The following is a 13,792-nucleotide window of genomic DNA, read 5'->3' on the forward strand; positions in this document are numbered from 1 at the left end:
TCCCATGCCGCGCCGCGCGGTTACCGCGGCGCTTGCAGGACGATGCCGTACCGACGGTAGATGCGATCGATCGTGCCGTCGGCGCGCAGCCGCTCCAATGCGCCGTCGATCGCGTCGCGCAAGGCATCGTCGGGGCGGAGCATTCCGACCGCGACATTCCAATTGAGATCGGCCTCACTCTCGTCGCGATCCAGGATGCGAACAGGCTTGTCCGGGTGAGTGAGGTTAAAATAGCTCGCCGCGGTCGGCGTGACCGCCGCCGCGTCGATCTCGCGGTTTGCCAGCGCATCGAGGCTGTCGCTCTCGAAGCCGAACGTAGAGATCGGTACGCGGCGTCGATTGATGATCATGGCCGCGACGGATCCGACCTGCACGCCGACCTTGGTCTGCTCGTTGAGACTTTTGAACGACGTCAGCGCGCTCGCCGATGGCACCGCCAATGCGACGCCTGAGCGATAATAGGGCTTCGATATCCGCAAGCGGGTTTCGCCCTGCGCCTCGCGATCGGCGATGATATCGAGGAGAATGTCGCAATTGGCGCTGCGCATCTGGTACTGGGTGATGATCCAGTCGAGCCGCAGCGCGATGCCGAGCTCACGGGCGAGCGCCTGACCCAGCTCGACCTGAAACCCGGGAGGGTTACCGGCCTTGCTCGCGAAGGGCAGCGAATTGGGATGGGCGCAGAGGCCGATCTTGCCGTCCGAGCGGATCGCCTCCAGAGTTCGCGCCTGCGCCGGGCCCGACAATCCAAGCACGGCGCCAATCGCGAATAGCAAAATTATCTTCATTCGGCCTTACCCCTAACGCGGCTTCAGGGCACGGATGTACTTGACCATCTGATCGATCTGCGGGCCGGTGAAGGCGCCGCCAAACGCGGGCATCGCACCTTGCTTGCCCCCGGCGATGCGATCGCGCAGAAAGTCGTCGTCGCGTGGCGAATTCATCAGTTGCGGCCCCTTGCCCGCGGCGCGCCCGCCGTCGGAGTGGCAGAAGCCGCAGGTGCCTGCGAACAACTGCTCGACGTCGATCGTTTCGTTCTCGGGGGTCGCGGACTGCGCACGCGCCGGTGCGGCGCACAACAACGCTACACCAAGCACCGCGGGCAGCAGCGCGGTGATCTTCCTTGCATACAAGTTCAAGTGTCCAACTCCGTTGCCACAACAGGCGCTGCAATTCCAATGCGAAGGGAGCAGGCTTGCGCCCGCTCCCCGGCATTGATCGGCCAATCGCCTATTTCACGCTGTAGACGATGAGCGCACCGTCATCGCGCGGCATGCTCTTGTACACGCCGCCGAAGTTCGGCGCGTATTCGTCCGCCAGCATGCCGCCAAAGCCCGCGGTCACGGCAATGAACTGCTTGCCGTTCACGGCGTAGCTGATGATGCCGCCCTGATGGCCGGTTCCGTTGTTGCGGCTCCACAACTCGGCGCCGGTTTCGGCATCGTAGGCATGGAGGATGCCGCGGGAGTCAGGCACGAATACGAGATTGCCCGCGGTCGACAGCACGCTCCCAAGCGGCGGCTCGGGATAGCGGATCTCCCACTTCTTCGCGCCGGTGATGGGGTCGCGCGCGTCGAGATGTCCGTAGATCTCGCCGTTCGGAGGAGGCGCCATCTTGAAGTCGGCGCCGATGTTGAGCTGCGCTTGCGGCGTGGTGACCGGCGTCGTCTTCTGGACGTCGAGCGTCATGCACCATTCCTGGCCGATCTTGTAGTACAGGCCGGTCTTCGGACTGTAGGAGCCGGCATTCCAGCTGATGCCGCCGCCGATGAACGGACACAGCGGCTCCGTGACCTTGCCCGCCGAGAAGTCGCGCCGGCCGATCAGCGCCCCCGTCTTGGGATCGATATCCTTGACGAAGTTGATGTTCTCGACCAGCCGCCAGACGTTCTTCACACCGAGATTGCGATCGTAGACGAAGACAAAGCCACCCTTGTTCGGATGCACGACGAGCTTCTCGCCGTTGCGTTCGAGCATGACGAACTCGCCGACCGAGCTGTCAAAATCCCAGGCGTCGTGCGGCAGTTCCTGATGGTAGGATTTCAGCTTGCCGGTATCGATGTCGAGCGCGATCACGGAGCTCGTGTAGAGATTGTCGCCGGGACGCGCGCCTTGCGTCTTGTAGTCGGCGCCCGACCAGTCGTAGAGCGGCGCCGGATTGGCGGTGCCCCACAACACGGAGTTGGTTTCGGAGTCGTAGGTACCCGGCATCCAGCCGCCACCGCCGCCGGTGCGCCAGGAATCATTGCCCCAGGTCTTCATGGCTTCGTCGGTGCCGGCAACCGTCAAGAACTCCCACTTCTTCTTGCCGGTCGTGGCATCGACCGCGAAGATCGGACCGCGGCCCGGCCATTCGCCGCCTTGCGAGCCGATGATCACGGTCCCCTTGGCATAGAGCGGCGCGCCGGTGAATCCGACCGTGAGCTTCTGGGAATCGATCAGCTTGGTTTCCCACATCACCTTGCCGGTCTTGGCGTCCAGCCCGAGCAACCGGCCGTCCATGGTGCCGACGAAGACCTTGCCCTCACCCAGTGCGACGCCGCGATTGTAGGGGGAGTGGGTCTGACGTGCGATCAACCCCTCGTCCAATTCGGGGAAGTGCGACCAGATCACCTCGCCCGTCGCGCCGTTGAGCGCGAACACGCGGCTGTACGATCCGGTGTAGTAGAGCACGCCATCGGCCGCGAGCGGCATCGATTGCACGCCGCGGGTCGACCGTCCGGGAATGTGGATCCAGGCGACGCTCAGATTGCCGATGTTGTTCGCGTTGATCTGCGCAAGCGGGCTGTAGTGATGGGATTTGTAGGAGCCGTGATAGGTCAGCCAATCGTTCTGACCTGCGGATTCGATCCGTGCGGTGTCCACCGATTGCGCCAGCGCCGGCGACATCGCGAGTACCGCAGCAACAAGGGGTAACCCAGAATAACGCCACTGCTTCTTCATCCGTTCCTCCCGTTTATGTTTGTTGACTGCATTTGTGAGCGCCGCCTGCGATAAATTTCGCAGGTCAGCTGTTTGTACGCCTCCCCTGCATGGGAGCCATCAACAGATCACCCCTCTCCGGCGGAACCGCCAGAGAGGCATGTTCATGACTGGCTGCAGTTGCATTCCTTCCCGAAGCTTAGAGTACGCTTGATCTTTGGGAGTGCAACGTCGGAATGCTCGCAGAAGGCGAAACGTCAATCGCGCTGACGTTTCGGCGCGTCTTGAGCGCAGCGTTATATTTTGTGTCGCTATGGCGCTCGCGCGCTGTGCGATGCAATGCCGGCGTCCCGCCTGCTCCAGAAGATGGAGCGAGGCCAGCGCCGCTCCATGCCGTAGTACCGGGTTCGCGTATTCTGGAACGCCGAATATTCACGCTTCAGATCAAGCGCATAAGTCGCGAGCGTCGCATCATCGCCGTTCAAATGCGCTGCAATGGCGACCGCTGCACGCTGCCCATGATCGAGTGCCTTGACGATGCCCTGCGAGGCCAACGGATCGAACGCCATCGCAGCGTCGCCAGTAGCAAGCCAGCCTGATCCGACCACAATGTCCAGACATTGCGACCGGGCGGAGCGGGTGATGAATTCGCTTGCCGGTGCGACGCCTTGAAGCAGGCAACACATGTGCACGGTCCGCGCCAGCTGATCGAGCCACCATCCACGCAAGTCGCGTTCCGGTCCGCGCGGCAACAGATCATCGTCGGTCACGAACATGCACATGCGCCTGGTCGGACCGATGGGCGCGCAGTACCACCAGCCGTCTTCGACGGTTTCGATCAGGCTTCGCGTGTTCGCGCCTGCTTCATCCGCGCAATCCCAGAAGGTCGCTACGGCGACTTGACGATCATGCGCTTGAATCTCTGCGCCTTGCTGGCGGGAGAATGTCGCGGGGCGTCCCGTCGCGTCGACGATGAAAGCAGCAGAGATGTCGTCAGTGCCGCCATCGCGATCCATCTGCGCCTGCCAGCCGACCTGGCTTCGCACCGCGCTTCTCAGAGATGCAGAACGCAGAATCTTCGCGCCAACCGACTCGGCGGCACGGGCGAGATCGGCGTCGAAGTGCGGGCGTGAGAGATTCAGTCCATGCTGACCGGGGTGAAGAAAATAGTCGGTATGGCCGGCGGTCTCCGATCCCCAATAAGCGGTGGTCCCCGCGCTCCTGCCGTGGACACCGGACACAGCGAAGCCGGGATCGAGCGCCCTGAGCTGCAACAGGCCCACCGGCGTGAGATGCTCACCCAGCCTGCGATCGTCATAGGCGCTGCGCTCGACGACAACGGAGGCAATCTCGAGACGCGCAAGCGCAAGCGCGGTCGCGAGCCCTGCCGGGCCGCCGCCGACGATCAGGACCGGTCGATCATGTCCACGCACGGCGTCATGCGACCGCCGCCCCCAAGGTTCGCTCATCCTCGACGAACTTGCCGGTCGTGCTGTCGAGGACCACGAAGCCGAGCTCGGACCAGGATTCAACCATCTTGAGATGCCGGTTACCGCCGAGGTCAGATACGCCGCGATCCCATCTCACTTTCTGCCCGGTTTTCAGGGTCACGTCGTCGGGTCGCTGCGAGGGCCACCAGAAATTGCCGCAGTCGACGAAATCGGCCTGCCAGGGCAGCGCCATCTTCTCGGTCAGCAAACCTGCCGGATGCGCCGGATCGATCCGGAATTCGCTGCGAAGATTGTCCTCCGAATGATACGTCGGAATGCGGGCGATATCGTAGGTCCCTTCGATCCCGGGATAGAACGAGCCCCCGACACAATTTTCGAGAGCCGCTTCGCAAAGCGCCCATGCCTGCCGGGCCACGGGAATATCGGCAAACGCCACGGGAGCCGGCGCCGAGCCGGGCCAGTCATCGGCGAAGTTGCCGTTCACCCAATTGTCGATGTGGGCGAGCTGGTAGCGTGTCAGCGCAAGGAACGTGAAGGTCGGCCCGTCGGGCGCGGGATTGGCGCCACTGAAAAGGCGCGGCATCCCGGGAGGAAGCTGCTCCGGCCCGGGCGCCGTGGCACCCGTCTGCGTCAACCGGAGCGCAATCGCCTTTCGTCTGGCGGGGTCGCTGAACCCCGCGATCCGTGCGGCATCTGACAGCGGACGAATAGCGCCATTGGAATGTGCGGTGCCGTGAACTCCGCTCAAATAGTCGGCTCGCCTGAGGATGGGGAAGATGTCGTGCGTGAACGACGTCGTTCTGGGGGCATTGAAGCGGCCATCGCTTCCCGTCCGCGCCATATTCACCGCCTGGTCGTACCAGGTGACGATACCCTGGATGGCAGGGGCGTAACGCGGCACCGTGACGAGCACCCAGGCCGGGACGACGTCCTGCGCCTCACCCTTGATGCGCAAGGTCGCCGAGACGGGACCGTCTGAGACGCTGTCGTACCAGCCGTCGTTGTCGGAGAACACGTTGATCGACGCGTTGAGAGGCGATCCGGATGTGCCGGGACCGCCGACGACGAGGAGACGTCCCGCCTCATCCGTCCGCAATTTTGCAAGCGCGATGTCCGTGACTTTCGCCCCCGCGGTGTTCGGCTTGGCGAACTCGATCGTTCCCGAAAGCAGCGGGCCGTTTGTCCCGCAACCCTTCACAGATCCGTCTGCGGAGATCACGAGCTTCTTGCGATCGAGACCGTCATTGCGAAGGCCTGGATTGGGATCGCGCCCGAGCGTGTCGCCGATGCGAAAACCCGCGGCCTTGCGATTGCCGAGGCTGACGCTCCATTCAATCTCGCAGCCCTTCCCGACGACGATCTCTTCCGTCACCACCTCGTTCTCGCCGGCGTCGATTTCGACCTTGTAGATCCGGAAGCGCGCGGCCTGGGGCTTGATGCCATGGTCGGCACCGCGGAACGGTCCCGTCGAAACCTGACCGGGTGCCTCGGGCCCGATCATAAAACTGTCGGCGCAGTCGCCGATCCGGGCAACACCAATGCTCGGATAGATGCGAAACTCCGTGCGTGCGCCAAGCCTGGTGCTGAGCGTGGGCAACGCCAAGGCCATGCTGGCGGCCTTCGGTGAACGGACGCTGCGGCTCCCTGCCGTTGCTTTAGCTGGCTTTGCTTTCTTTGCTTTGGCCTTGGCTTTGCGCATCTTGATGCTCCCTATCCGGCAATAGAATCAGACGTCGCGCCCGCAGCAGCGAGCGCAACTGACCATTCGCGGCAAGCCGCGACGACGACCGAAGGACTGGCGATAGCGAAGGCGCATGCGTTGCATGGGCATGCCCCGGATTTGAAAGCAATTCAAAAAGTATATGGCGATACTATTCTATCTAAGATTGCCTGCAAGCGAAAAGGCACGCTCGGCCGCCGGGTGCGGCATGTGGTCACCGCGGCCTCAAAAAGAAAACGGCCGGGCGATTTGACATCGCCCGGCCGCGATCAACTTTTGCTGGAACCCTACTCCGCTGGAGCGGCCGACATCTCCGGATGCGAGCTGTAGCTCTCGCTGCTGACAGAACGGCTGAGCGCGAACAGGCCAGCGGCCACCACGGCATAGGCGAACGCAACCGCAGGCGTCACGCCAAAGCCGCCGCCGATGCCGACGGCTTCGCCATGCATGAAGCCGAAATAGGTCAGCACTGCACCGGTAAGCGCAAAGGCCGAGGCCTTTTCGAAATCGCGTTCGATAATGAAAACGCCGATCGCACCCAGGATGAGGCCGCCGAGGATGGAGCCACCGCCCATCACTTCGAGGCCGTGATAGAACACGCCCTGCTGCGGCAACGCGGCGATCGCGGCGGCCTTGACTGCGTCGGCCTTGTCGGCCGCCATGCCGCCCACGCTCGCCGCGGCATTCATGGTCGAGCCTAGCATCGTGTCGATCTGGAGCTTTGCCCAGGCCGCAAGATGCGGCGTCAGCGCCAGAACGACCGCGGGCGCATGCTTGACCGGCGTGGTCTGGAACGCCTGCGCGCCGATCAGCATGCCGATATAGAGCAGGATCGGCGAGATCGCGACGACGGGCACGAGCGCAAGCAGCACCGAGATGATGCCGAACCAGGACAGCACCACCACCATCACGCCGGTCGCGGCCGAATAGCCGATCCGACCGCCCATCGCCTTCCAGCCGGGGTGGCCGATATAGACCGCGTTGATGAAGGGATTGCCCATCAGGCAGCCGATCAGGCTGACGACGCCATCGGCGGTCAGCACGCGCGTGGTCGGATATTCGTCGCCGGCGGCTTCAGCGCTCTCGACATTGTCCATGGCCTCGACGAGGTCGTAGATGCCGAAGGGAATGGCGGTGACCAGGATGATGCCGAGGAATTCGAACCCGGAGAAAACGTAACCCACGGCAGGGATCGGCACCGAGAAGCCGAAGCTTGCGAAGGCATCGCCGACGCCCTTGATGCTTAATCCACCGAGATTGAGCCCGAACAGGTTCGAGCCCCAGGCGATGACCATGCCGACCGCAATCGCGATCAGGCCTGCCGGAATGCTCTTTGGATATTTCACGCCGCCGAACCAGCTCACCAGGATGATGGCGAAGCACACCAGGCCGATTTGCGGCGTCATGTACATCTCTAACGCCGGCCGCATCGAGATGAAGGTGACGGAGACGCCAGCGAGCGTGCCGAGCAGGGCCGCGCGCGGCGTGATCTTTCGAATGAAAGGCGCGATGAACCCGCCGATCATGAGAATAAAACTCTGGAAGAACACCCAGACGAGACCGGCCGACCAGCCCTTGAGCGGATCGCCGGTCTTGATCGTGATCGGCAGCATGATCACGAAGGTGACGATGAACATGTGGGGGACGCTGACGCCCGAGGGCAGCGCGCAGATGTCGCTGCGGCCGGTCTTCTGCGCGAGACGATAGGCGAGGAAGGCGTAGTAGAAGGTCGAGAGGCACATCATCAGCCCGAGCGCGGGCAGGATGCGGCCGAACACGAGACTGTCCGGCATCTTCAGCACGAAGCGCAACAGGCCCGTGAGCACCAGCATGTTGACGAGGATGTTGGTGCCGAAGCCGAAAAACGCGTTCCAGTCTCCCGATGTCCATAGCGCCGGCTTGAACTCGGACTTATCGATCTCAGATTTGCCGGCCGTCCCCGTCAATGTGCTCATGATCGTACCTCTATGTGGTCGAAGTTTTCATCGCCTCCAGCACTGCGGCCGAGTCCGCGACCCAGCCGAAGATTCCGCCCTGGGCCTTGATCATCTTCAGGCCCATCTCGTGAAACTCGGGAAAATAGGATGCGCAGCCATCCGACATGACGACGCAGCGGTAGCCGCGGTCATTGGCTTCGCGCACGGTGGTATTGACGCAGACCTCCGTCGTGACGCCACACACCAGGAGATTTTCGATGCCGTATTTTTCGAGCACATCGGTGAGCTCGGTGGCGTAGAAGGCGCCCTTGCCCGGCTTGTCGATCACGATCTCGCTGTCGAGCGGATAGAGCTCGGGGATGATGTCGTGACCGGCTTCACCGCGGATGAGTATCCGGCCCATCGGTCCGGGATCGCCGATGCGCAGGGACGGCGCGCCACGCTCGACCTTGGCCGGCGGCGCATCGGAGAGATCGGGCAGATGCCCCTCGCGCGTGTGCACGACCAGCATGCCGGTGTCGCGCGCCCGCGCAAGCACCGCAGCGATCGGCTTCACCGCGCGCGCAAGCTGGCTGACATCATTGCCGAGCGTCTCGCCGAAGCCGCCGGGCTCCATGAAGTCGCGCTGCATGTCGATGATGACGAGTGCGGTGGTCGACCAGTCCAGCTTGATCGGCTCCGGCTCGGCGACGATCGTGCCTGACGTTGGCTTGCTCGCGTTCAACATGACCCACGCCCCTGCGAGAACTCTTATCTCCCAGAGTTCTGCAAGCGCCGTGCCATTGTGTACAATGGCCGACGGCGTTGGAGCGTGCGGGAAACACCCGCGCTTTCAGCGTGTTATGTGAAGGACCCGCCGCTGCTTATTCGCTGTGCGACGGCACGGTGACGGGCAGTTGCTCAAAGGATAAGCGCTCTCTTCTCGTCATTCCGGGGCGCGACGAAGTCGCGAGCCCGGAATCCATCGGGCCACAATGCGTGAGGTGAAATGGATTCCGGGCTCGACGCTTCGCGTCGCCCCGGAATGACAGGAGGGGGCGGCGTGCCGCCACTACCCCGCAGCGCGACCGTAGAGCTGGCGATACTCGTCCTGATACGGCGCGTAGGAATCCTTCATGGTCGCCATGTTGAGCAGCATGGTCGCGACCAGCGCGCCTCCCTTGTCGAAGACGCGCGTCTTTGCCCAGGCGCTTTCGGTGCGGCGGCTGCCTGACAGTGCGACCACTTCGCGTTCGACCTCGTACTCCTGGTCGACGAACAGCGGCCCCTTCACCAGGCGAATTTCCTGGTCGGCGAACAGGCCGACCGCCGGCCCCTTGGTCGGCAGCGGCTCGTCCTTCGAGCGATACTGGAAGAGCACGCTCAGCATCTCCATCGGGATGATCGCCCTGCCCCAGGGATTCTCTGACGTCCCATAGTACGGCGAATTCTCCGTGATGACGGCGAGCTTCTGTCGCAACGAGAACGGATAGAGGTCGCCCATGTTCTGGTCGAACGCCATGCGCACCGTCTGGCGCTTGCTGGTCTGGCCGAGTTTTACGTCGCGCAGGATCACGGGGTCAGCCAGCGGCTTGAGCTCGCCAAGCCGGGCCTCGAGCGCAGTGGGCGCCGAGGGCTCACCGACCGACGCGGTGCCACGAAGCACTTCGGTGCCGTCGCGCTTCACCATCTGGATCGCGCATTACCGCGCGCCGTTGGCCGGTTTCGACAGGATCGCCTGCACCTCCTCGCCTTCGTAACAGACGGCGCGATAATGTGCGGAGAGACAGCCGCTCTCGAACCAGGCCTGCCCCCACAGCCGAGCGCCGAGCGGCGCGAACTGGCTGAAATGCGTCGGGCCCTCGATCGTGCCGCCCTTGAAGCCGAGCTTTTGCGCCGTCGCGTCGTCATGGATGGAGGCGTGCGCATCATAGGTCTGCGCCTGCAGCATCTGGCGCGGCTTGCGCCACGGGCCGATCAGGGCCTCCGCCGTCTCGGTGATCTCAGTGTCGAACGCGTTGGGCATCGGGGCCTCCTTGAGAACAAGCCATGACTAGCAGGACCGACACGGATGCGGCCAGCGATATTGACTTCGCTGCTGCATGCTTTTGACTGCGGACCTCTGCTTCGTGCGCCGCCCTCTCCCGCGGAGCATTTCCCCCGCCGGAATAATAAGGATCGCGAGATGACGCTGATGCAGGTCGAGCTGGAAGACAAATACCGGCTCGAAGCCAAGCGGATCTACCTGTCCGGCACCCAGGCCCTGGTTCGGCTCCCCATGTTGCAGCGCGAACGCGACCGGCTGCAGGGCCTCAACACCGGCGGCTTCATCTCCGGCTATCGCGGCTCGCCGCTCGGCATGTACGACCACGCGTTGTGGCGCGCGAAGTCGCACCTCGCAGAGCACGACATCGCCTTCGTCCCGGGCCTCAACGAGGACCTCGCCGCGACCGCGGTGTGGGGCAGCCAGCAGGTCGGCCTGTTTCCCGGCGCCAAGGTCGATGGCGTGTTCGGCATCTGGTACGGCAAGGGTCCCGGCGTCGACCGCTCGGTGGACGCGCTGAAGCATGCCAACGCCGCCGGCACCTCCCGCAATGGCGGCGTGATCGCACTCGCCGGCGACGATCACGGCTGCCAGTCGTCGACGCTCGCGCATCAGAGCGAGCAGGTGTTCGCGGCCGCGCTGATCCCGGTGATCAACCCGTCGACCCTTCAGGATTATCTCGATCTCGGTCTCTACGGCTTTGCGCTGTCGCGCTTCTCCGGCTGCTGGGTCGGCTTCAAGGCGATCGGCGAGACGGTCGAGAGCTCGGCCTCGATCACCAGCGACCCCACTCGCATCCAGATCAAGCTTCCTGATGATTTCGAGATGCCGCCGGGCGGTCTCAACATCCGCTGGCCCGATCCGCCGCTGGAGGCGGAGAAGCGTCTGTTCGGCCCGAAGATGGCTGCGGTGCAGGCCTTTGCCCGCGCCAACCAGCTCGACCGCATCGTGCTGGACTCAAAACCTGCGCGGCTCGGCATCATCGCAACCGGAAAGGCCTATCTCGACCTGCGCCAGGCGCTGGCCGATCTCGGCATCTCCGACAAGGACGCGCAGGAGCTTGGCCTGCGCATCTACAAGGTGGCGCTGACCTGGCCGCTGGAGGAACAGGGTGCCCGACGCTTTGCCGAGGGCCTGCAGGACGTTCTCGTGGTCGAAGAGAAACGCGGCTTCATCGAAGACCAGTTGATGCGCATCCTCTACAACATGGATGCCTCGCGGCGCCCCTCGATCGCCGGCAAGCGCGACGAGAGCGGCGCGACGCTGCTGCCGAGCGAGGGCGAATTGACGCCGACTATGGTCGCCGCCGCGCTCGTCGCGCGGTTGCGCCGTCTCGGTCATCAGAGTCCCGTGCTCGAACAACGGCTGGCGCGGCTCGAAGCCTTCGAGAAGCCTTTCACGGCGTCCGCGCCGATCAAGCTGTCGCGCACGCCGTTTTTCTGCTCCGGCTGCCCGCACAACACGTCGACGCGTGTGCCCGAGGGCAGCCGCGCCATGGCCGGCATCGGCTGCCACGGCATGGCGCTGAGCATGCCGAGCCGGCGCACCGATTTGATCTCGCATATGGGCGCCGAAGGCGTGAGCTGGATCGGACAGGCGCCGTTCACGAGCGAACAGCACATCTTCCAAAATCTCGGCGATGGCACCTATACGCATTCCGGCCTGCTCGCCCTGCGCGCTGCCGCTGCCGCCGGCATCAGCATCACCTACAAGATCCTCTATAACGACGCGGTCGCGATGACCGGCGGCCAGCCCGCTGAAGGCGCCTTCAACGTCGCGCAGATCGCGCATCAGGTCTGGGCCGAAGGCGTCAAGCGGCTCGCAATCGTCTCCGACGATCCCGAAAAGTATCCCGCCGGCAATTACTTCCCGCAAGGCGCGACCATCCATCACCGTCGCGAGCTCGACGCCGTGCAGCGCGAGATGCGCGACATCAAGGGTCTCACCGTCATCATCTACGACCAGACCTGCGCCGCCGAGAAGCGCCGCCGCCGCAAGCGCGGGCTCTATCCCGATCCGCAGAAGCGCGCCTTCATCAACGAGTTGGTCTGCGAGGGCTGCGGGGATTGCTCGCAGGCCTCCAACTGCGTCTCCGTGCAGCCGCTGGAGACCGAGTTCGGCCGCAAGCGGCAGATCGACCAGTCGAACTGCAACAAGGACTTTTCCTGCGTCGAAGGCTTTTGCCCGAGCTTCGTCACCGTCCATGGCGGCACGCTGAAGCGGATGAAGACCTCGACTGTCGACTCCGGCCAGTTGTTCGCGGACCTGCCGCTGCCTCCGGCACGCCAGCTCGACGGCCCCTACAACATCCTCGTCACCGGCATCGGCGGCACCGGCGTCATCACCATCGGCGCGCTGCTCGGCATGGCCGCGCATGTCGACGGCAAGGGCTGCTCGGCGCTGGATTTCACCGGCCTGTCGCAGAAGAACGGCGCGGTGATGAGCCATGTGCGCATCGCGCCGAAGCCGGAGGATATCTCCGCCGTCCGCATCACCAATGGCGGCGCCGATCTCATTCTCGGCTGCGACATGATCGTCTCGGCCGGGCCGAGCGCCTTGATCCGTGCCGAGCGCGGGGTCACGAAGGCGTTCGTCAACGCGGACCTTCAGCCCACCGCGAGTTTTGTGCAAAACCCCGATCTCGATTTCGAGGCGGGCGCGATGCAGGACGTGCTGCGCGAGGCCATCGGCGAGAAGAACCTCGACATCGTCGACGCCACGGGTATTGCGGCGGCCCTGATGGGCGACAGCATCGCAACCAACCCGTTCATGCTCGGCTTCGCCTTCCAGAAGGGCGCGATCCCGCTCTCGCTGGAAGCGCTGCTCCGCGCCATCGAGATCAACGGCGCGGCGGTCGAGATGAACAAGCTCGCCTTCACCTGGGGACGACTTGCCGCGCACGACATGTCGCGCGTGAAGAGCGTGCTGCAGTTCAAGAGCCGGGCGTCCGCGCCGACGAGGTCGCTCGACGAGATCATCGCCACCCGCGCCGACTTCCTGACCAACTATCAGGACAAGGCCTATGCCGACCGCTACCTTGCTGCAGTCGCCAAGGTCCGCAAGGCCGAAAGCGCCGTCCTGCCCTCGTCCACGGAGCTCACGGAAGCAGTGGCAAAGAACCTGTTCAAGCTGATGGCCTACAAGGACGAATACGAGGTCGCACGGCTCTACACCGACGGCAGCTTTGCAAAAAAACTGTCGGAAAAGTTCGACGGCGATTTCACCCTGAAGTTCAACCTGGCGCCGCCGATCTTCGCAAAGCGCGATGCCGCGACCGGCCGCCTGCAGAAGCAGGAGTTCGGCGGCTGGATGATCCACGCCTTCCGCCTGCTGGCAAAACTGAAGTTTTTGCGCGGCACCGCCTTCGATCCGTTCGGCCGCACCGAGGAACGCAGGACCGAGCGCAAACTGGTCGAGGACTATCTTGGCATGATCGACCAGCGGATCGCGAAGCTCTCGGCAGCGCAGATCCCGCTGCTGTCACGGCTCGCGCGCGTGCCCGAGACGATCCGCGGCTTTGGGCACATCAAGGAGGCCAACATCAAGCAGGCGATGGCGGAGACAGCGCGGCTGGAAGCGGAGTTGGACAACAGTCGCTTTGCGGTGGCTGCGGAGTAGCGCCTCCGCGCGTCATTGCGAGGAGCCCTTGCGACGAAGCAATCCAGACCGCCTCCACGGAAAGATACTGGATTGCTTCGCTGCGCTCGCAATGACGATGCGGAAAGAGCTTACGCTCTTT

Annotated in this window: 8 protein-coding genes and 1 pseudogene; 1 reads left to right on the forward strand and 8 read right to left on the reverse strand. The window is 63.8% G+C overall.

Annotated elements, in window-relative coordinates:
• Window positions 1–20: 20 nt before the first annotated feature.
• From C2U70_RS23425 to C2U70_RS23460, 8 genes and pseudogenes are all read right to left on the reverse strand, one after another.
• Window positions 21–788, reverse strand: coding sequence for a substrate-binding periplasmic protein (locus C2U70_RS23425; RefSeq protein ID WP_140980798.1), 768 nt, complete (start codon window positions 786–788; stop codon window positions 21–23).
• A gap of 12 nt (window positions 789–800) precedes the next feature.
• Complete coding sequence (locus C2U70_RS23430; protein ID WP_140980800.1) at window positions 801–1,139, reverse strand: c-type cytochrome; 339 nt, start codon at window positions 1,137–1,139, stop codon at window positions 801–803.
• A gap of 91 nt (window positions 1,140–1,230) precedes the next feature.
• Complete coding sequence (locus C2U70_RS23435; RefSeq protein WP_140980801.1) at window positions 1,231–2,943, reverse strand: pyrroloquinoline quinone-dependent dehydrogenase; 1,713 nt, start codon at window positions 2,941–2,943, stop codon at window positions 1,231–1,233.
• A gap of 290 nt (window positions 2,944–3,233) precedes the next feature.
• A complete protein-coding gene (locus C2U70_RS23440) occupies window positions 3,234–4,391 on the reverse strand; it encodes an NAD(P)/FAD-dependent oxidoreductase (protein ID WP_246666841.1) in 1,158 nt (385 codons plus the stop codon).
• The gene (locus C2U70_RS23445) at window positions 4,360–5,982 is read right to left on the reverse strand and encodes a LodA/GoxA family CTQ-dependent oxidase (RefSeq protein ID WP_140980804.1); all 1,623 of its coding nucleotides are present in this window, start codon (window positions 5,980–5,982) and stop codon (window positions 4,360–4,362) included. Before C2U70_RS23445 ends, C2U70_RS23440 begins: the two co-directional genes overlap by 32 nt.
• Window positions 5,983–6,380: 398 nt before the next feature.
• Complete coding sequence (locus C2U70_RS23450) at window positions 6,381–8,048, reverse strand: regulator (RefSeq protein ID WP_140980806.1); 1,668 nt, start codon at window positions 8,046–8,048, stop codon at window positions 6,381–6,383.
• Between the two features lie 10 nt (window positions 8,049–8,058).
• Window positions 8,059–8,757: a cysteine hydrolase family protein gene (locus tag C2U70_RS23455; protein WP_140980808.1), complete on the reverse strand. Its 699-nt coding sequence runs from the start codon at window positions 8,755–8,757 to the stop codon at window positions 8,059–8,061.
• A 324-nt stretch (window positions 8,758–9,081) separates the two neighbouring features.
• Window positions 9,082–10,035 (reverse strand): annotated as a pseudogene (locus C2U70_RS23460) (hypothetical protein).
• 159 nt (window positions 10,036–10,194) lie between these two features.
• Here C2U70_RS23460 and C2U70_RS23465 point away from each other — a divergent pair.
• On the forward strand, window positions 10,195–13,671 hold the full coding sequence (locus C2U70_RS23465) for an indolepyruvate ferredoxin oxidoreductase family protein (protein WP_140980810.1): 3,477 nt from the start codon (window positions 10,195–10,197) through the stop codon (window positions 13,669–13,671).
• The last annotated feature ends 121 nt before the right edge of the window (window positions 13,672–13,792 follow it).

It is taken from the genome of Bradyrhizobium guangdongense, from assembly GCF_006483445.1.
Taxonomy (GTDB): domain Bacteria; phylum Pseudomonadota; class Alphaproteobacteria; order Rhizobiales; family Xanthobacteraceae; genus Bradyrhizobium; species Bradyrhizobium guangdongense_A.

What these genes read in the sequence shown, in the direction of transcription:
- C2U70_RS23445 (WP_140980804.1), bottom strand. Translation starts at nt 5,982, where the DNA reads ATGGCCTTGGCGTTGCCCACGCTCAGCACCAGGCTTGGCGCACGCACG.
- C2U70_RS23455 (WP_140980808.1), bottom strand. Translation starts at nt 8,757, where the DNA reads ATGTTGAACGCGAGCAAGCCAACGTCAGGCACGATCGTCGCCGAGCCG.
- C2U70_RS23450 (WP_140980806.1), bottom strand. Translation starts at nt 8,048, where the DNA reads ATGAGCACATTGACGGGGACGGCCGGCAAATCTGAGATCGATAAGTCC.
- C2U70_RS23465 (WP_140980810.1), top strand. Translation starts at nt 10,195, where the DNA reads ATGACGCTGATGCAGGTCGAGCTGGAAGACAAATACCGGCTCGAAGCC.
- C2U70_RS23425 (WP_140980798.1), bottom strand. Translation starts at nt 788, where the DNA reads ATGAAGATAATTTTGCTATTCGCGATTGGCGCCGTGCTTGGATTGTCG.
- C2U70_RS23435 (WP_140980801.1), bottom strand. Translation starts at nt 2,943, where the DNA reads ATGAAGAAGCAGTGGCGTTATTCTGGGTTACCCCTTGTTGCTGCGGTA.
- C2U70_RS23440 (WP_246666841.1), bottom strand. Translation starts at nt 4,391, where the DNA reads ATGAGCGAACCTTGGGGGCGGCGGTCGCATGACGCCGTGCGTGGACAT.